Source organism: Haloferax sp. SDI50 (assembly GCF_059802635.1).
In genome coordinates this window covers 1749815-1768740 of record NZ_JBPULL010000001.1, presented here as the reverse complement: position 1 = coordinate 1768740, position 18926 = coordinate 1749815, and the positions used below count along the sequence as shown (strand labels likewise).

Annotated in this window: 18 protein-coding genes; 5 read left to right on the top strand and 13 right to left on the bottom strand. The window is 66.1% G+C overall.

Annotated elements, in window-relative coordinates; genetic code table 11:
• Nucleotides 1–146: 146 nt before the first annotated feature.
• Nucleotides 147–1391: a peptide chain release factor aRF-1 gene (prf1, locus tag ACSR87_RS09190; protein WP_004044602.1), complete on the top strand. Its 1245-nt coding sequence runs from the start codon at nt 147–149 to the stop codon at nt 1389–1391.
• Between the two features lie 66 nt (nt 1392–1457).
• On the opposite strand, the gene ACSR87_RS09185 is transcribed toward prf1, so the two are convergent.
• From ACSR87_RS09185 to ahaH, 11 genes are all read right to left on the bottom strand, one after another.
• Nucleotides 1458–1841 (bottom strand): DUF6276 family protein, encoded by a 384-nt coding sequence (locus tag ACSR87_RS09185; protein WP_498530258.1) that lies wholly within the window; start codon nt 1839–1841, stop codon nt 1458–1460.
• A gap of 82 nt (nt 1842–1923) precedes the next feature.
• Entirely contained in the window at nt 1924–2631 is a 708-nt protein-coding gene (locus ACSR87_RS09180) for a V-type ATP synthase subunit D (RefSeq protein ID WP_004044604.1), read from the bottom strand.
• A gap of 198 nt (nt 2632–2829) precedes the next feature.
• Complete coding sequence (locus tag ACSR87_RS09175) at nt 2830–4806, bottom strand: bacterio-opsin activator domain-containing protein (protein ID WP_498530257.1); 1977 nt, start codon at nt 4804–4806, stop codon at nt 2830–2832.
• A 129-nt stretch (nt 4807–4935) separates the two neighbouring features.
• Nucleotides 4936–6342: an ATP synthase subunit B gene (locus tag ACSR87_RS09170; protein ID WP_188148022.1), complete on the bottom strand. Its 1407-nt coding sequence runs from the start codon at nt 6340–6342 to the stop codon at nt 4936–4938.
• A gap of 4 nt (nt 6343–6346) precedes the next feature.
• Complete coding sequence (locus tag ACSR87_RS09165; protein ID WP_498530256.1) at nt 6347–8107, bottom strand: ATP synthase subunit A; 1761 nt, start codon at nt 8105–8107, stop codon at nt 6347–6349.
• A 6-nt stretch (nt 8108–8113) separates the two neighbouring features.
• On the bottom strand, nt 8114–8434 hold the full coding sequence (locus ACSR87_RS09160; protein WP_004044608.1) for a V-type ATP synthase subunit F: 321 nt from the start codon (nt 8432–8434) through the stop codon (nt 8114–8116).
• On the bottom strand, nt 8431–9477 hold the full coding sequence (locus ACSR87_RS09155) for a V-type ATP synthase subunit C (RefSeq protein ID WP_498530255.1): 1047 nt from the start codon (nt 9475–9477) through the stop codon (nt 8431–8433). The genes ACSR87_RS09160 and ACSR87_RS09155 overlap by 4 nt, the downstream gene beginning before the upstream one ends.
• Nucleotides 9474–10058, bottom strand: a complete 585-nt coding sequence (locus tag ACSR87_RS09150) for a V-type ATP synthase subunit E (protein WP_004044610.1) — start codon at nt 10056–10058, stop codon at nt 9474–9476. Before ACSR87_RS09150 ends, ACSR87_RS09155 begins: the two co-directional genes overlap by 4 nt.
• A 21-nt stretch (nt 10059–10079) precedes the next feature.
• Nucleotides 10080–10337: a F0F1 ATP synthase subunit C gene (locus ACSR87_RS09145; protein ID WP_004044611.1), complete on the bottom strand. Its 258-nt coding sequence runs from the start codon at nt 10335–10337 to the stop codon at nt 10080–10082.
• Nucleotides 10338–10509: 172 nt separating this feature from the next.
• The gene (locus ACSR87_RS09140) at nt 10510–12711 is read right to left on the bottom strand and encodes a V-type ATP synthase subunit I (RefSeq protein WP_498530254.1); all 2202 of its coding nucleotides are present in this window, start codon (nt 12709–12711) and stop codon (nt 10510–10512) included.
• Complete coding sequence (gene ahaH, locus ACSR87_RS09135) at nt 12698–13030, bottom strand: ATP synthase archaeal subunit H (protein WP_004044613.1); 333 nt, start codon at nt 13028–13030, stop codon at nt 12698–12700. The genes ACSR87_RS09140 and ahaH overlap by 14 nt, the downstream gene beginning before the upstream one ends.
• A 155-nt stretch (nt 13031–13185) precedes the next feature.
• On the opposite strand from ahaH, the gene ACSR87_RS09130 reads away from it, so the two are divergent.
• Complete coding sequence (locus ACSR87_RS09130; protein WP_004044614.1) at nt 13186–13809, top strand: methyltransferase domain-containing protein; 624 nt, start codon at nt 13186–13188, stop codon at nt 13807–13809.
• A 66-nt stretch (nt 13810–13875) separates the two neighbouring features.
• Here the strand turns inward: ACSR87_RS09130 and ACSR87_RS09125 are convergent, their stop codons facing one another.
• Both ACSR87_RS09125 and ACSR87_RS09120 read right to left on the bottom strand, forming a co-directional pair.
• A complete protein-coding gene (locus ACSR87_RS09125; protein ID WP_008579688.1) occupies nt 13876–14358 on the bottom strand; it encodes a type IV pilin domain-containing protein in 483 nt (160 codons plus the stop codon).
• A 39-nt stretch (nt 14359–14397) separates the two neighbouring features.
• On the bottom strand, nt 14398–15789 hold the full coding sequence (locus ACSR87_RS09120; protein WP_498530253.1) for a DUF7094 domain-containing protein: 1392 nt from the start codon (nt 15787–15789) through the stop codon (nt 14398–14400).
• Between the two features lie 146 nt (nt 15790–15935).
• Here ACSR87_RS09120 and ACSR87_RS09115 point away from each other — a divergent pair, with 146 nt between their 5' ends.
• The 3 genes from ACSR87_RS09115 (at nt 15936) to ACSR87_RS09105 (ending at nt 18772) form a co-directional block, all read left to right on the top strand.
• Entirely contained in the window at nt 15936–16955 is a 1020-nt protein-coding gene (locus ACSR87_RS09115; RefSeq protein WP_498530252.1) for a helix-turn-helix transcriptional regulator, read from the top strand.
• A 69-nt stretch (nt 16956–17024) separates the two neighbouring features.
• Nucleotides 17025–17822 carry an electron transfer flavoprotein subunit beta/FixA family protein gene (locus ACSR87_RS09110; protein ID WP_498530251.1) on the top strand — a complete coding sequence of 266 codons (798 nt, stop codon included), beginning with the start codon at nt 17025–17027 and terminating at the stop codon, nt 17820–17822.
• Nucleotides 17819–18772, top strand: coding sequence for an electron transfer flavoprotein subunit alpha/FixB family protein (locus ACSR87_RS09105; protein ID WP_498530250.1), 954 nt, complete (start codon nt 17819–17821; stop codon nt 18770–18772). Before ACSR87_RS09110 ends, ACSR87_RS09105 begins: the two co-directional genes overlap by 4 nt.
• Nucleotides 18773–18926: the final 154 nt, after the last annotated feature.

Below are 18926 nucleotides of genomic sequence, written 5' to 3'. Positions count from 1 at the left end.
TCGAAGTCCACCCGTGACAGCAACATAAATGTTCTCCGACCGTGCTCGTCTCCGCACGTCGGTTCGGACGGCCGCTCGTGCGGCGAGATACCGCGGCACGTGCCCAGTCAAAGGTTACTTAGCCGCTGGAGGGACTAGGTGGAGTGATGAGTAGCGACGCCGAGGAGGCGAGCGAGGACCGCCGAAAGTACGAATTCAAGAAGGTCATCGAAGACCTGCGAGAGTACGAAGGGTCGGGAACGCAGCTCGTCACCATCTACATCCCCGAAGACAAGCAGATATCCGACGTGGTCGAACACGTCATCACGGAGCACAGCGAAGCGTCTAACATCAAATCGAAGCAGACGCGAACGAACGTCCAAGACGCCCTGACGAGCATCAAGGACCGACTCCGGTACTACGGGAACTTCCCGCCGGACAACGGCATCGTGATGTTCTCCGGCGCGGTCGACGCCGGCGGCGGCCAGACGACGATGGTCACCAAGGTACTCGAAAGCCCGCCGGAGCCGATTCAGTCGTTCCGGTACCACTGCGACTCGAACTTCCTCACCGGGCCGCTCGAAGACATGCTCATGGACAAGGGCCTGTTCGGCCTCATCGTCCTCGACCGCCGCGAGGCCAACGTCGGCTGGCTCAAGGGCAAGCGCGTCGAACCCGTCAAGAGCGCCTCGTCGCTCGTCCCCGGCAAGCAGCGAAAAGGTGGTCAGTCGGCCCAGCGTTTCGCCCGCCTCCGCCTCGAAGCCATCGACAACTTCTACCAGGAGGTCGCCGGCATGGCCAACGACCTGTTCGTCCCCAAGCGCCACGACATGGACGGCATCCTCGTGGGCGGCCCCTCGCCGACGAAAGACGAGTTCCTCGACGGCGACTACCTCCACCACGAACTGCAGGACCTCGTCGTCGGGAAGTTCGACGTGGCCTACACCGACGAGTCCGGCCTCTACGACCTCGTCGACGCCGGGCAGGACGCGCTGGCCGACCAGGAGGTCATCAAGGACAAAAAGCAGATGGAGGAGTTCTTCGAGAAGCTCCACCGCGGCAACGAGTCCACCTACGGGTTCGAGGCGACCCGGAAGAACCTCGTGATGGGGTCGGTCGACCGCCTCCTCATCTCCGAGGACCTGCGGAAAGACATCGCCGTCTACGACTGCGGCGGCCAAGAGGAGTACGAGCTCGTCGACCACCGTCACGACACGCCCACCCACGAGTGCGACGACGGCTCGGAGGCCGAACTGAAAGACCGCGAGGACGTCATCGAGTGGCTCATGGACCTCGCAGACCAGCGCGGCACCGAGACGAAGTTTATCAGCACCGACTTCGAGAAAGGCGAACAGCTCTACGACGCGTTCGGTGGCATCGCCGGCATCCTCCGGTACTCCACCGGCGTCTAAGCGACCTCCTCCTCGGCGTCTTCGCGCGCCACGGTATCGGACAGCACAGAGCGGCGGCGCTCGCGCTCAGAGGAACGCGTCCAACTGTGACTGCCGCCGAGCGACGTCGAAGTGCGGGTCGGTCGCCGCCCGCTGGAGTCGGTCGAGCGTGAGGTGCACGTCCGCGCCGGCGCGCTCTGCGAACTCGACGCAATCGACGATACCGGCGCGGTTGAGCGCGAGCGAGTCGAGCATACCGACGAGGAGCGCGAGCGCCGCGCCCGCGTCACCCTCGGGGAGCGCGTCCGCGAGCGGCCGCGAATCGCCCTCCGTGAGTGGTGCCTCGGTCGAGTGAAGTCGGAGACAGTCGGCGCACAACCCGACGGTCAGCGCCGCCTCGGGCGCGTGGGCTTCGAGCGGTTCGGGCACCGCGAAGACGGCGAGTTCGCCGTCACAGTCGGGACAGGACATGAGACGTTCTACGCGCCGATAGGATGAAAAACGGTCGGAGACCCGACCGAGAGAGGAGTCGAGAGAGAACAGGCGGCCCCGGTCAGTCTGCGGTCGCCGCTTCCGCGTCTGCGTCCGCGTCGGCTTCGGCCGCCGCCTTCTCCGCGGCGCGTTCTTCCTTTTCTTCTTCTTCCTTCTTCGCCTTGATTTTCTTCAGGCGGAAAATCTCCTCGCGCTCCTGTTCTTCGAGCTTCTGCTCGATGTACTCCTGATTCTCGTACAGCTCCGGGAGCAGTTTGAACTCGAGCGCGTTGACGCGGCGCTTCGTCGTCTCGATTTCCTCGAGCATCTTCTTCATGGCCGTCTCGACCTCCGCGGCGAGGATGATGGATTCGAGGAGTTCCTCGTAGGCGTCCGCGGCCTCGTCGATGCGGGCCGAGGAGCCGAGCAGCCCGTAGCCGCGCTGGTCGAGGCTCTTTTTCACGCGCGAGGACTCGATCTGCGGGACGACGACGCCCATGATGTTCTTCGACTGCGTCGTGATTTCGGGGTACTCCTTCAGCGCGGAGGCCGCGCCGCGGACCGCCACGTCGCCCTCCATGGCGCGGGCCATGTTGATTTTGTTCTGCGCGCGCTCGTAGTCCTGATTGAGGTTGGCCCGCACGTCCTGGGCCTGGTCGAGGATGTCCATGAACTCCATGATGAGCCCGTCACGCTTCTGTTCGAGCGTGTCGTGGCCCCGCTCGGAGAGTTCGATGCGATCTTCGATCGCCATCAAGTTCTTGCGGGTCGGCTTGACGTCTTCGGCCATCGTTGCCGGGGGTTGTTCGCCTGGGGTGTTAATCTTTTACTGTCTGGCCGGCCGGACCGGGCGAAATCGGGCGTGCTTGGAAGTGTCACGTCCGCGGGTCGGTACCGCGATTCAGTCCGCAGGTCGCCACGGGGGCTGAAGTCGTCACACCGGAGGCGGTAGCCGTTGAGCGACCGTCAAAAAACCGGAGCCGCCCGGCTAGTATGGGTCTCTATCGAAAAGTCGTGAGATGAGTTTGCGCTCCGCGGCGTGCAGGTGCTGGTGGAACGTCGCCCGCGAGACGCCCATCGTCTCCGCGAGTTCCTCGCCGGTGACGGCGTGAGGCCACTCGAAGTAGCCGCCGAGGTAGGCGAGTTGGAGCGCCGACTGCTGTCGGTCGGTGAAGTCGTCGGTGACGCTCGCGACGAACTCGCGGCGCGCCTCCGGCGGTTCCGACCGATTCGTGACGGAGTGGAGTTCGGCGTTCGCCGCGACCGTCTGCAAGTCGTCGAGGAGCGCCCGGCCCGCCACGCGGTCGGAAATGATGACCGTGAGCCGACAGCCGAGGCGGTCTACTTCGAGGTCGACGAGCCGCCCACCCGCGTCAGCGACGAGGTGAAGGAGCGACCCGTCGTCGAAGGTGAGCTCGTAGAGTTCCGCGTCGTCGCCGCGGGGAAGAACATCGACGCTTCGAAGGCCGTCGAGGTCGGTGTCGGCTTCCTCGAACTCGGTCGCGGGGTGCGTCGAGACGAACAGGCTCACGGTCCCGTCGTCGTGTTGGGCCGAACCGCGATACGAGAGTTCGCAGTCGCCCGCGACGGCGAGTCGGACCAACGGCTGGGTCTCGTCGCGCACGTCGAGTTCGAGTTCGAGCCGCTCGTCGGACAGCAGTGACCGCCGGCTCTCGAAGGCGTCGATGGCCGCGCCGACCGCCCGCCCGAGCGTCCCGAACACCACTCGGACCTGGTCGTCGAGTTCCGCGACATCGGTGTAGACTGTCAGGACGCCGTAGAGCGTCCCGCTGTGGACCAACGGGACCGCGATGACGGAGTCGAACGGGACGAGCGTCTCGGCGTGGACGCTGCCGTCGCCGACGGCCGCCGACTGGACGGCCCGCGACTCCGCGGCGCGAGCGGTGGGGTCGTCGGGATTCGACCGACTGATTTCGAGGCCGTCGAGGAACGCCGTGTCCGTGCCGGCCCGCTCGTTGGGAACGATGACCGCCGGCGAGAGGTCGCAGTGGCCGACCCACGCGCAGTCGAACGACCCCGCGGCGGTGACGCGGTCGCAGACGGCCGCTTCGAGTTCCTGTCTGCTCTCGGCGCGGACGAGCGCGCTCGTCACGTCCGCCAACAGCCCCTCGATGTGCTCGACGAGCGTCTGGAGGCGCGCGCGCTCCTCGTCGACTCTGGCGGCGTAGCGCTCGGCGGCCGCCTCCGCGCGCACGCGCTCGGTGATGTCCGTCTGGAAGCCGACGTAGTGGGTCACCTCGCCGTCCGGCCCGCTTAGCGGCGCGACATCGACCCGATTCCAGAACGTCTCGCCGTTCGCGCGGTAGTTCAGCAGTTCGACCGACGCCGACTCCTCGGCCTCGATGGCGCGGCGGAGGGCGGCGACTCGCTCGGGGTCAGTGTTCGGCCCCTGAAGATACCGGCAGTTCCGCCCCAGCGCCGCGTCGGCCGAGTAGCCGGTCATCGTCTCGAACGCCTCGTTGACGTAGACGAGCGGTCGGTCGGGCAGCGAGCAGTCCGCGATGGTGATGCCGACCGGAGCCTCGTCTATCGCCTGTTCCTTCAGGTCCTCCGTGATCTTGCTCGCGGCCGCCGCGCCGCGGCGACGCCACGCGACGGCGCTTTCGACCCGTTCTGGAAGCCGTTCGAAGAGGTTCGAGTCGACGACCGGGACCACGTCGGCCGCGCCCGCGTCGCGGGCGGCCGCCGCCGAGAGGTCGCCGTCGGGCGGGACGACGACGACCAGCGGAACCGCGAGCGCACCGTGGACCGCGTTCACGTGGGCGAGGCGGTCGGTTCCGAGCACGACGCAGTCGACCGATTCGGCCTCGGCGCGCCGGCCGGCCGCGTCGACCGAGGGGGCGACCGACACCGAAAGCGGCGAGAGTACGTCCACGAGTCGCTCCCGGTCGACGGCGGGACCGACGACCGCGAGGACGCGGGTGGAAGACGAGGTGGCGTCCATGCGGAGTCGTCGTGGCCGAGACGTAAGGAAGTTCTCGCGGGCGACGCGCGGCCGCGCGGCTCGGGAGGCGAGTGTCGCGAATAGAAGCGGAGAATCGAACCGAGGGACGAACGCGGCGTTCGCCGCGGTCTAGGCTTCCGCTTCGACCGACTCGGCGTCTTCGTCGTAGTAGTCCTCGATGAGCTCTTCGTCGATACGGTTGAGCTCGGACTTCGGAAGCGTCGACAGGAGGTCCCAGCCGATGTCGAGGGTGTCCTCGATGGACCGGTCCGTGTCGAAGCCCTGGTTGACGAACTCGGCTTCGAAGCGCTCTGCGAAGTCGAGGTACTTGTTGTCGCGCTCCGACAGCGCCTCGCGACCGACGATGTTCACGAGGTCTCGCAGGTCTTCACCCTCCGCGTACGCCGCGTACATCTGGTCGGACACGTCGGCGTGGTCCTCGCGGGTGAGGCCCTCACCGATACCGTCGTCCATGAGACGCGACAGGGACGGAAGCGGGTTGATCGGCGGGCGGATGCCCTGCGAGTTGAGGTCGCGGTCGATGTAGATCTGCCCTTCCGTGATGTAGCCGGTCAGGTCGGGAATCGGGTGCGTGTCGTCGTCACCCGGCATCGTGAGGATGGGAATCTGCGTGACAGACCCCTCGCGGCCCTCGATGCGACCCGCACGCTCGTAGAGCTGTGCGAGGTCGGTGTACATGTAACCCGGGTAGCCACGGCGACCGGGGACCTCTTCGCGAGCCGCGCCGATTTCGCGGAGCGCCTCGCAGTAGTTGGTCATGTCGGTCAGGATGACGAGGACGTGGTAGTCCTTGTCGAACGCGAGGTACTCGGCGGTCGTCAGCGCGAGTCGCGGCGTGACCGTCCGCTCGACTGCGGGGTCGTCCGCGAGGTTCGTGAAGACGACCGAGCGTTCGAGTGCGCCCGTGCGCTCGAAGTCCTCCATGAACTCGTTGGCCTCTTCCTGCGTGATACCCATCGCGCCGAAGACGACTGCGAACTCCGATTCTTCGCCGCTGTCTTCGTCCTCGGGCACCGTCGCCTGACGGGCGATCTGGAGCGCGAGGTCGTTGTGGGGAAGCCCCGACGCGGAGAAGATGGGGAGCTTCTGGCCGCGGACGAGGGTGTTCATGCCGTCGATGGCGGAGACGCCGGTCTGGATGAACTCCTCGGGGTACTCGCGGGAGTAGGGGTTGATTGCCGCGCCGACGATGTCCCGACGCTCGTCGGGGACGATCTCGGGGCCGCCGTCGATGGGCTGGCCGGACCCGTCGAGCACGCGCCCGAGGAGGTCCTCGGTCACGGGCATCTTGAGGGTCTCGCCGAGGAACTTGACGGACGCGTTCCTGTCGATACCGGTCGTGCCTTCGAACACCTGAATCGCGACGAGGCCCTCGGAGGATTCGAGGACCTGTCCGCGCTTGGTCTCGCCTTGGGGCGTCTCGATTTCGACGATTTCGTCGTAACCGATCGGCTCGTCGACCTCGGCGAACACCAGCGGGCCGCTGATTTCGGTGATGGTCTGGTATTCCTTCATGGTCTCAGTACAGCTCGCGGAGCTGCTCGGTGATCTCTGCTTTGAGGTCCTCGATGTACGCCTCCCAGTCTTCCTGCACACCGATGCGGTTCAGCCGGGGAGCCGCCTCGATGGCCTGAATCTCTTCGACGGGGACGCCGGCTTCGAGCGCCTTGAACGCCTCGTCGTTGAACGTGTGGATGGCGGTGAGGATTCCGTACGTCTTCTCGGGGGAGCAGTACGTGTCCGTCGGGTGGAACGCGTTCTGCTGGAGGTACGCCTCGCGGAGGTAGCGAGCGATTTCGAGGGTCAGCTGCTGGTCCTCCGGGAGGGCGTCCTTACCGACGAGCTGAACGATTTCCTGCAGTTCGTTCTCCTCGTCGAGCACGTCGACGGCCCACTGGCGCTCTTCGGCCCAGTCGTCCTCGACGTTCTCGACGAACCACGGGTCGAGCTGCTCTTGGTAGAGCGAGTACGACTCGTTCCAGTTGATGGCCGGGAAGTGACGGCGCTCTGCGAGGTCCGCGTCGAGCGCCCAGAACGTCTTGACGATACGCAGGGTGTTCTGCGTGACCGGCTCGGAGAAGTCGCCGCCCGGCGGCGAAACCGCGCCGATGACGGAGACGGAGCCTTCCTCGCCGTTGACGGTCGTGAAGTAGCCGGCGCGCTCGTAGAACTCGGAGAGACGCGCGGCGAGGTACGCAGGGTACCCCTCTTCGCCGGGCATCTCTTCGAGACGCGACGAAATCTCGCGCATGGCCTCTGCCCACCGGGAGGTGGAGTCGGCCATGAGCGCAACGTCGTACCCCATGTCGCGGTAGTACTCCGCGATGGTGATGCCGGTGTAGATACAGGATTCGCGGGCTGCCACGGGCATGTTGGACGTGTTCGCGATGAGGCACGTCCGAGCCATGAGCGGGTTACCCGTCTTCGGGTCGTCGAGTTCCGGGAAGTCCTCGATAACCTCGGTCATCTCGTTACCGCGCTCGCCGCAGCCGACGTAGACGACGATGTCCGCGTCGGCCCACTTGGCGAGCTGGTGCTGCGTGACCGTCTTCCCGGAGCCGAACGGCCCCGGAATCGCTGCCGTTCCACCCTTCGCGATGGGGAACAGACCGTCGAGGATGCGCTGCCCCGAGACGAGGGGTTCGCGCGGAGTCTTCTTCTCCGCGGCGGGGCGAGCCTGACGCACCGGCCACTCCTGGTGCATCGTGATTTCTTCGCCGTTGTCGAGTTCGACGACCGTCTCGGTGACGGAGAACTCGCCTTCCTCGGCGGCGACGACCTCGCCGCCCTCGAAGTCCGGCGGGACCATGACCTTGTGCTCGATGGTCACGGTCTCGGGGACCGTCCCCACGACGTCGCCGGAGGCGACCTCGTCGCCCTCGGAGACGGTGGGTTCGAACTCCCACTCCTTTTCGAGGTCGATACCCGGCGCGTCGACACCGCGGTCGAGGAACGCCGAGTTCATCTTCGACTCCAGCACGTCCAGCGGACGCTGGACGCCGTCGTAGATGGCGTCCATCATCCCCGGGCCGAGGTCGACGGTCAGCGGTTCGCCCGTACTCTCGACGGGTTCGCCGGGACCGACGCCGGAGGTCTCTTCGTACACCTGAATAGTCGTGAGGTCGCCCTCGATTTCGATGACCTCGCCCATCAGCCCTTCGTCGCCGACGTAGACGACGTCGTTCATGCGGGCGTCGAGGCCACGGGCGGTCACGACCGGACCACTCACGCTTGCGATGACACCGTCCTCGCGAACGGAATCTTGTGTTGCCTGACTCATGTTTGGTTATTCGTCCATCAGATCGATACCGATTGCTCTCTTGATCTGGTCACGGAGGCCGCTCGCGCCGCCGGAACCGCCGAGCGTCACGAGCGTCGGCTCGATGCTGCGCTCGACCGACTGCCGGGCGTTACGCGAGAGGTGGTCGAGGTCGTCTTCGTGCATCACGATGATGCCGACGTCCTCGTCCTCCAGCGTCCGCGTCACGGCCTCGTCGAGTTCGTCGTCCTTCGCTTCGTCCGGGACGTTCTCGAACTTGCGGACGCCCGCAAGCCGAAAGCCCGTGGTGAAGTCCGGACTGCCGATAACTGCGATTTCCTGGCTCATAGGATGACCAGCTCCGCTTCTATTGCATCGGGGTCCAGCCCGGCTTCGCGGCCGCGGGCGATGGCCCGGATGTTGTCAACCTCGCGCTCCTTGGCGAGGATGTACGAGACGATTGGCGTGACAGAAAGCGGGAACACGTAACCGAGCGTGTCCGCGTACTCCAAGAGCGCCGCGTCGAGGGCGCGCTCGAAGCCGATGAGGCTGTCTGCCGCTTCGAGGTCCGAAAGGGCCGCCGAGAGGCGGTCGCCGTATCGGCTGTCACGAATTTTCGACACCAGCTCGTCCGGGCTGGTCGCCAGCGACGCGAGCTCCGTCGCGCGGAACAGCGTGCCGCCCTCGATGAAGTAGTCGACGGGGTCGAGGTCGGCACCGCTGCGAGCGATGCGGAGCGCGTTTCGGGCGTTTCGGAAGTCGATTTCGGCTTCGAGGAACTCGCGGTACTGCTTTGCCTCTTCGCCGACGACCAGGTCGTCGAGCAACTGCTCGTAGAAGGCGCGGTCGACCGCGTTCTCCAGCGGGACGAGGACGCCGACTTCCTCGTACTCCTCGTAGGCGGCCGCGAGGCCGTCACCGAAGATGGTGCCGGAGAGGACGCTGACGACCTCTTCTATCTCGCCCGCGTCGAGCAGTCGCGAGATGAGGCGGTCGTCGAACTCGCCGGCGCGGATGAGGTCGGATTCGACCTCCTCGCGGGACGCACCGGAGTAGAGACCGCGGATAATCGTCTTCACGTTCCACGCGTCGAACTTGCGGAGATACCGCGCGATGAGGTCGTAGAGGCGGCCGTCTGCCCAGCCGAGGATATCGTTGAACTGCTTCGCCAGATTCTGGTTCAGCGCGTACTCGATGAGGTCGACGCCGGAAAAACGGCTGCCCAGCGCGTTGACCTCGGTCTCGTACTCCGATTCCTCCATGAACCGGGCGATTTCGGCCGGTCCCATGCGGACCAGTTTGCGGTACTCCTCGTCGCCGAACAGGGCACTACGTCGCGCTCGAACGCGAGCGATGACGTATTCGGGATTCGAGCCGCCGGTAGTGCTCATTGGTCGTCGAACAGTCGCGCACTCACTTCCTTCAGGTTGTCCTCCCAGACTGTGTCGAGGACCGAGTCGAAGGTGTTGTTCACCCGGACGCGCGAGTTCGACCCCTCGACCACGACGCCACCGAGGCAGTCGCGCTCGCCGGCGAACTCGTAGCCGTCGTAGTCTTCGAGGATGCTCGAAAGCAGCTCCTCGTCGTCGGCGCGGCCGTAGACGGAGACTTCGTCTGCGTCTTCGAACTCGACCGCCGCCGCGTCGAGCAGCGAGCGGGTGAGCTCTTCGCGACGGTCGCCTTCCAGCTCGGCGAGTTCGCGTTCGACCTGCTCGCGGACGCGCTGGAGCACGTCACGACGGGCGCTGAGTCGGGCCTGCTTGGCTTCGAGCTTCGCGCTGGAGAGCGCCTGTTCGCGCTCCCGTTCGAGTTGTTGCTCGACGTCCGCCTTCCGCGATTCGAGGAGCTCTTCGGCGTCGGCCTCGGCCTCGGCGACGATCTCGTCTGCCTGTTCCTGGCCGTCCTGCCTGATGTCCTCTGCGCGTGCGCGGGCTTCGTCTCGGATGTCCTCAACGACGTTGTCCAAACTCATAATGGGAAAGAGAGGGGGTGCTTAGGCCGCGAAGACAACGACCAGTGCGAGGATAACGAGGGTCTCGGGGAGAACCGTAAGGACCAGCCCGTTGACGAAGAGGTCGTCGTCTTCCGCGATGGCGCCCATCGCGGCGGAGCCGATGCCACGCTCCGCATAGCCTGCGGCGAAGGCGGCGATACCGACGGAGAGGGCCGCCGCGGCGTCGGCGGTGATAGCGGGCGAGGAAGCGGCTTCACTCTGCAGTGCAGTCATGAGGGGTTCGATTGCTTCAATCATTGTGTGTTCCTGAGTACCGGATTGTCGTCTCCGAACGTCTGCATGTGGCGTCAGCCGTATCATAAAGGTTCCCAAAACGTCTGGACGGTCTGTCTACGACGGCGGAATCGTCGTCATTACAAAAGCGGCCGCTCCGAGCGGACAAAAGTCAAAAAAGAATCGACGATGAGGGTTAGTCTTCGGTCGTGAACTCGCGGTCGTAGCCGAACGGGTTGTACGCGCGGCCGCCGCCCTCGAAGAACTTGTTGAAGAACTCGACGTACTCGAGACGCACGGCCTGCAAGCCGGCGCTCGTGACGCCGAGCGCGAGGACGACCAGGTGACCGACGACGAGGACGAGCAGTCCGCCCACGACGCCCGCGGCACCCGTGTGGAAGATGCCGCCGAACAGAATCTCGGTCACTTCGTGGCCGTGATAGCTCACGGTTCCTGCCGCTTCGAGTGCAGCAGCGTCGGGCATTCCGCCGAGCCCGAAGTGCCAGCCGCCGTGGTCGTCGACGTACACGCCGAAGACGAGCAGGTTGACGGCGAACGCCATCGACGCCTTCGCGATGAGGACCGCGCCGAGACGCGTGTACGACAGGACGTTCGAAAGCGGGGCGGCGAACTCGACGAGTTCGGCCAGTTCGGCCGTCCCGAGCAGCCCCGCGCCGAGGAAGTACAGCCCGAGGCCGATCCAGCCGACAGTGTACGAGAAGCCGGAGAAGCCGAGCGGGATGAGCCCGTCAGCCGCGAACGTGGTGAACAGGAACTCCGGCGGGACGCCACCGAGCGCGTCGCTGAAGATCCAGATCCACAGGCCGTTCAGCATGAGGATCCACGAACCGCTTTCGAGGACCGCCTCCTTCGCGCCGTGGAGTTCGTAGTTCTCGAAGAAGTCGAGAATGTACCCCACGTTGATGTGGAAGATACCGACGGCGACGCTCACGGTGAGCCAACCGAGGGCCCACTCAGAGGTGGCCGGCGACAGCCCCTTCTCGATGGGCGGGTGCGACAGCCCGAGCATTCCTTCCCAGAAGTACTGGGTGATGAGGTGGAAGCCGAATATCTCGCCGTAGAGGATGCCGAACAACGTCGTAAACAGCCCCGCGGCGAGGGTGACGCCACCCATGCTCTTGAGCGCACCGTCCTCGAACTTCGAGTAGAGGAAAAAGCCGATGGCGGTGTAGATGACACCGTACCCGAAGTCACCGATCATGAACCCGAAGAACGTCGGGAACGTCAGGAACAGGATGATGGTCGGGTCGAGCTCGTGGTAGTTCGGGCGGTTAACCGCCTGCACGAGGATTTCGAACGGCTTGACAGCGCCGCTGTTCTTCTGGACGACCGGCGGGTCGTCGCTGGACATCGAGACCGTTCCGCCGTCGGTAACGGCGGCCGTGCCGCCGGTCTCGGTGACGTCCTCTCGCGCGTGGTCGTGTCCGTCGCGCGAGAACTCGGCGCGTTCGAGCTCCTCGACGGCGACGTGCTCACCGACCTCGTCTTTGAGCGTGCCCGCGAACGTGTTGTAGCGCTCCGTCGGAATCCAGCCCTCGGCGACGAAGGCGTTCTCCGTCGTCGCGAACGAAAGCGGCGCTTCCGTCTTCTGAACGTCGATTGCGAGTCGCTCTTCGGCGGCGAGGAGGAACTCGCCCTCCTCGACGGCGATGTCGTGGAGCTCGGATTCGACGGTTTCGAGCTTCGACTCGGTTTCGCGCTTCTTCTGTTCGAGGTCACGGATATGCTCTTCGGGGCTTCCCGAGGCGTCCGGGACTTCGAGCGTGGCGAACTCGACGCCGACCAGCGCGTCGGCGAGCGCCATCTCGTCGGCACCGTCGACCGGCCGACCGAAGACGGCGTGCGTGCGCTCGCCCGAGAAAATCTCGTAGGCGCGGATGTCGTCGGCGTCGACGACGGCGCGCTCGACGGGCTCGACCTTCCCTTGGCCGACGACGACCTGCAGCGTCTCGTACCCCGAAAGCAGGTCGAGGTCGAGTCCGAGGTCGACGAACGGCTCCATCGCGTCGATTTTTTCGTCCACCGCGCGGAGCTCGTTTTCGAGCTCGGAGCGGCGGTCGTCCAGTTCATTGACTTCGGCTCGAATCTCTTCGAGGGGCTCGCCGAGCGCGTCGTCGGGGACGATGCGCTGCCGGCCGGAGTCGGTGTCTTCGACCCCGAGGATGCTTTTGAGCGAGCGGACGGTGACGAGCTTATCGGACGCGCTCTCGGCGCCCTCGATGGGCGACCCCGTCTCGAATCCGAACTCCTCCTGCCACGAGCCGTCGTATTCGGTGACGTGCAGCAGTCGGAGGTCGTGGACGGCCTCGATGACCTCGGGCATGACGCCCTTGGAACCGGTCACCGAGACCTTGCTCATCTGCTCAGGTCTGAGCATCCACCGCCTCCTCGAATTTGCCGATGGCGAACTCGACCGCGTCGTCGATGTGGTCTTCCGCCTCGGCAACCAGTTCGTCGCGGGCGTCCTCGCCTTCTTCGAGGATGCGTTCCCGCTCCGTCTCTATGTCCGCGCGTCCCTCCTGAAGACGCTCGGATTCGAGCTCTGCGGCCTCTTCTTCGGCCTCGGAGCGAATCTCATCGGCTTCCTCACGCGCCTCCGCGACGAGCTCCTCACGTTCGGCCTCGGCCTCTTCAACGATGTCGTCGGCCTCCTGCTCGGCCGTTTTGATTCGTTCGAGAACCTCTTGTCTCGGCATACTCGTATCACAGGAACGTTGCACAAGCGCTGTATAAGGTGTTTGCGGAAAGTCTGTGACAGACGCTCGGAAAACGCGGCGATTTACCCCCCTCGAACGCCGACCGGCGCGGCGAATCCGCACCGTTATCATCGGCGAGTTCTAATCCCGGCGCGATGGGAGTCCTCGAAAACAAAGCGCGGGCCCGCCTGTTCTACAAGTACCTCTCGAAGGTGTACGACCGGGTGAACCCGTTCATCTGGAACGAGGAGATGCGCGACGAGGCGCTGGAGATGCTCGACATCCAGCAGGGCGACCGCGTCCTCGACGTGGGCTGTGGCACCGGCTTCGGAACCGAGGGACTGCTCCGCTACACCGACGACGTCCACGGCCTCGACCAGAGCATCCACCAGATGCAGAAGGCGTGGGAGAAGTTCGGCAAGCACGACGAGGTCCGATTCTACCGCGGGGACGCCGAGCGGCTCCCCTTCGCTGAGGACTCGTTCGACGTTATCTGGTCGTCCGGCTCCATCGAGTACTGGCCGAACCCGGTCACCGCGCTCGAAGAGTTCCGCCGCGTGGTGAAACCGGGGAGCAAGGTGCTCGTCGTCGGCCCCGACGACCCGAAATCCGGCGTCTTCCAGAAGCTTGCGGACGCCATCATGCTGTTTTACGACGAGGAGGAGGCCGACCGGATGTTCGAGGCCGCCGGCTTCGTCGACATCGAACACCACATCCTCCAACGCCAGCCGGGGAGCCCGCGGGCCATCGTCACCATCGCGCGCGCACCCGAGGAATAATCGCTGACCGCCGCGGTCGACGCGGTCGCTCGTGTTCGTCGCTGTCAGCGCATCGTCGCGACCGACTCACGACGCTGTCGCTTCGAGCGCCGCGACCGGCGTGTCGCCGTCGAAGACGCGGACGGTCACCGTCGCACCCGGCTCGATAGTCGGGTCGTTCGTCCCCGCGAGTTCGAGGGTCGCCGTCTCACCGACGGTCCACCGGGGGTCGGCCGCGGCGTTGAACGGGCCGGTCGGACCGGGTTGGAACCCGCTGGCCGAGAAGAACGGCACGGGCGGTTGGTGCGCGAGCGACTCACCGTCCACCGAGATACGAACCGCGAGCGAGTCCACGTCGAGCGGCGCGCCGCCCTCGTGAGTCAGCGACAGCGTGTCACCCGAGACCCCGAGCGACAGCGCCGTGGGTCGAGTCGGCGTCGGCGAGGCGTCGGCCGCGTCGAACGCCGCCGCGCCAACAGCGGCCGCGATGACGACCACGAGACCGATGAGGAGCACGCTCCCGATGAGTACTGACGAGCCGCGGGTCGAGCGGCGGAACTGACGAGGCATCGAGACGGGGTGGTCCCGTCATGGGATAAGAAGCTCCGGTCAGCTGACCGTCGGAGAACCGACCGTTGGCGAGTCGCCGGGTGCGCCCTGCGGGACCGTCCGGGAGGGGCCGGGCGACTCGGTCGATTCGGTCGGCGTCGACGTGACCGTCGGGGACGTGTCGTTTTCCGTGGCGGTTGGGTTCGCCGCGAGGGTGGGCGTGGGCGTCGGATCGGCCGTGAGCACGACCGCCGAGTTGCCCTTGATAACCGTGACGGTGTAGGGCGCTGACGGCGAGACGGTCCAGAGCGTCCCGTCGGAGCCGGTGTGACCCAACAGCGTGCTCTCCTGGCTGGCTTCGAGTCCAATCGTGACGTTCGCGTCGACCGGGTCGCCCGTCTCGCTTTCGTTCAACTGGATTCGGAGCGGTCCGCCGGGGTAGGTCCGGTCGACGGTGAGCGCCAGCCCGTCTCTGACCCCGGTGGCGGTGGCGGTGGTCGAAATCGACCTGAGGGGACGCGTCTGGGACTCCTTGAACACGCGTCCGCTTCCGGTGTCAACGTACGCCGTCAACTGCCCGTAGTTGTAGTTGATTCGCACGCGGTGGCTGTCGCCGGCACTGATGACGTTGGTCCCGTTCTGTGCGGTGCGGCTGGAGTAGATAGTCGGGTAGTTCTCCGCGACGATGTCGAGCGCCTCCTCGTAGGTGACCGTGCGCTGGTCGCGGTCGCGGAGGTCCGCGCGGTAGGCCTCGCGGACGTACTCGCCGTTGGCGACGACGCTGAGGACGACCCCGGTCTCGCTCGTCCGCACGGAGAACCGCGCGGCGTCGGCCTCGCCGGTCATGACCGCGACCGCGTGCGTCCGAACGGGACCGGTGAACGTGTCGAGTTCGCGTTCGAGCGCCGCGAGCCGCCCGGAGCTAATCGAGAAGTCCGACGTTCGGCTCGTGACGTCACGGAGGGCGACGCGCCGCTCGTTGAGCGCCCGCGCCTCGGCGTCGATTCGCGCGAGTTCGATGAGGAGCTCTCGCGCGGTGAGGTTGTCGTCGTTGAACCGTTCGATGACGGAGCGCTGTGCGCTCTGGAGCGCGATTGCGCGCTGCTCGATGCCGTTTAGCTCGTCGAGGATGAGCTGTTGTCGGGTGCTGTCGTCGCTCGCGGACTCGATGCGCTCGATAGACGCCCCCGTCTGAATCCGCCCGCCGGCCCTGAGCGCGGAGAAGTCGAGAGAGGGACCGAGGTCGACGTGGTGGGCTTCGACCGTCGACCGGACCAGCTCCGACGACGGGATATCGAGGACGTGAATCGTCTCGTTGGACGGCGACTCGACCTGTGCGTGGGTCGCCCCATCGAGCGCCAGCGAGGGGGACGAGCCGTCGGTCGGACCGACCGCGCCGAGCACCGGCGACGCCACGAGGAGCATGACGACGACGAGCGGGAGGGCCTTCATCGCCGTGAGGGTACACGGGGGCAGTACTAAAATGACCCTCTTGCTGCTGTCGACGACGGCGACGACGGGGGCGTCTCTCGACGGCGTCTGACGCTGTTGAATCGATGGAAAGCGTTTTCATCGCCGGACGAAACGGATTTACGTATATGCGGAGCGCCGCCCTCATCGTTGCCCTCCTCACCATCGTCGCCGGCGTCGCAGTCCCAGTGACGGCCACGGACGTGGCCGCGGCCGGCACGCAGAGCGCGGACGCGGTCGCCGGCGTTCCCGACACCGATGTCACCGATTCGAGCGCGGACGCGGACGAGACAGCGACGCTCGCGAAGCTCGGCCGCGGACCGCTCGCCGCCCAACAGACGACGCTCGAACGGTCACCGGAGACGGAAATCTCGATTCAACTACGCGCTGATCGCTCCGCGAACTGGCGGGTCGAGACGCGCTACGAGCTCGAGACGCAAAACGAGACCGGCGTCCTCGTGTTGACGTTCACGTGGACGGACTTCGCGGAACAGACCAGCGAGGGTCTGCGCGTCGGCGACGCCTTCTCGGCCGGTAACGACGGGACGTGGCTCACGTCGCTTCGGTCGAATCAGAACCTCACGATTCAGACGCCGCCGGGGTACGCCGTCAGCGACACGGACATCCCGCTCGAGAACAACGCCGTCGTCGTCGAGGGGCCGCGAACCTTCGAGTCGACCGAGCAGTTGAGCGTGACGTACGTCTCGACGGGCCCGGAACAGACGATTCCGTGGACGCTCGTCGGCGGCGGTGCGGTCGTCCTCGCGGTGCTCGTGGCCGGCGTCGTCCTGTTCACACGGCGGGGGCCGAGCGGGGCGGAGCCGGCCGGAGCGTCGGTGAACTCCGAACCGCGACGGGAGCCGACGCCGGAGCCGACCGACGAGTCCGCACCGGACGACGACGGTGAGGAGCGCGACGAGGTCGACGTCGACCTCGACCTGCTTTCGGACGAAGAGCGGGTCGAACTCCTCTTGGAACGGAGCGGCGGGCGGATGAAGCAGGCGAACATCGTCAAGGAGACCGGCTGGTCCGACGCCAAGGTCTCACAGCTCCTGTCGGCGATGGCCGACGAGGAGCGCGTCGAGAAGCTGCGTCTCGGCCGCGAGAACCTCATCTCGCTGCCCGACGAGGACGAAGACGAGGAGTAATCGGGCGACGGCGTCGCGGACGGCCGCGGTGCGAAAACGTTTATTCGCCCCGGTCGGTAGTGAACGTTGATGAAAATTCTCGTAACCGTCAAGGAGGTAGCCGAGGTCGAAGAGGACTTCGAGCTCGACGGGCTCCGCGTGGCGGACCAGTACCTCGACTACGACCTCAACGAGTGGGACGAGTACGCGGTCGAGGAAGCCGTCCAAATCGCCGAGGGGAGCGACGACGACGTGGAGGTCGTCGCCGTCACCATCGGTCCCGAGCGGTCCGAAGAGACCATCCGCATGGCGCTCGCCAAGGGCGTCGACCGCGCGGTCCGCGTGTGGGACGACGCGCTCGACGGCGTGGACCTGCTCGACGTGGCCGCGAAGACGCGCCTCCTCTCGGCGGTCGTCGAAGACGAGGACCCCGACCTCGTCCTGACGGGCGTGCAGGCCAACGACGACAGCTTCGGCGCGACCGGCGTCTCGCTCGCCTCGGCAATCGGCTTCGAGTGGGCCGCGGTCGTGAACGCCCTCGACCTCGACGCCGACGGCGGCGTGGCGAACGTCCGCCGCGAACTCGAAGGCGGCGTGGAGGAACTTACCGAGGTCGACCTCCCCGCGGTCCTCACCATCCAGACCGGCATCAACGAGCCGCGCTACGCCAGCCTGCGCGGGATTCGACAGGCCCAGTCGAAGGAAATCAAGCCGCTCGCGCTCTCCGACCTCGGCCTCGACGCCGCGGCGGTCGAGTCCGACCTCGTCTTGACCGACGTGTACGAGCCGGAGACCGAGTCCGACGCGACCTACTTCGAGGGTGACGCCGGGGAGCAGGCCGCCGACCTTGCGACCGTCCTCCGCGAGAAGGGGGTGGGCGCGCAATGAGCGACGTGCTCGCCGTCGTCGAGCACCGCCGCGGAAGCCTCCGCGACGTGTCGTTCGAACTCGTGACGGCCGGGAGCGACCTCGTCAGCGACACCGGCGGCGAACTCCACCTCGCGGTCATCGGCGGCGACGTGGACGCCTTCGCCGGGGAGCTCTCGCTCGCCGGCGTGGACACGATTCACACCGTCGCCGAGGGCGACGAGTTCAACCACGACGTGTCCGTGCAGGCCGTCGAAGCGCTCGCCGAGGAACTCGACCCCACGTACGTCCTCATGGGCAACACGGTCAACGGCCTGGACTACGCCCCCGCGGTCGCAGAGCGCCTCGACCGCCCGCTCGTGACCGACGCCATCGGCCTGGAGAACGACGGCGGTCTCGTCGTCACCCGCGAGATGTACGCCTCGAAAGTCGAATCCACCGTGGAAGTCGACGCCGACCGCGCCGCGGTCACCGTCCGCCCGGGCGAGTGGGACGCCGCCGAGGAGTCGGGCGAGCCCGCCATCGAGGCGTTCTCGTTCGACCTCGATGAGTCTCGCGTGCGCTCGCGCGTGACCGGGTTCGAAGAGGTCGGCAGCGGCGACGTGGACATCGCCGACGCCGACGTGCTCGTCTCCGTCGGCCGCGGCATCGAAGACGAGGAGAACATCGAACTCGTGCAGGAGCTCGCCGACGCGCTCGGCGCGACGCTGTCGTCGTCGCGGCCCATCGTCGACAACGGCTGGCTCCCGAAGGACCGGCAGGTCGGCCAGTCCGGGAAGGTCGTCACGCCGAAGTTCTACATCGCAGTCGGCATCTCCGGCGCGGTCCAGCACGTCGCCGGGATGAAGGGTGCTGAGAACATCGTCGCCATCAACACCGACCCCAACGCGCCCATCTTCGATATCGCTGACTACGGTATCGTCGGCGACCTCTTCGACGTGGTACCGGAGCTCATCGAGCAGTTCGAGTAAGTACCCGGCCGTTTTTGGTCCAGATTTTTGCGGACGCGAACTCGTGAGCGTCCGGAAAAAGGTGGTCGTACGTGGTACCGGAGCTCATCGAGCAGTTCGAATAGAACCGTTTGCGCTGCGGGCGGCCTGGGGCCGCCCTCGGCAAAAGCGTCAC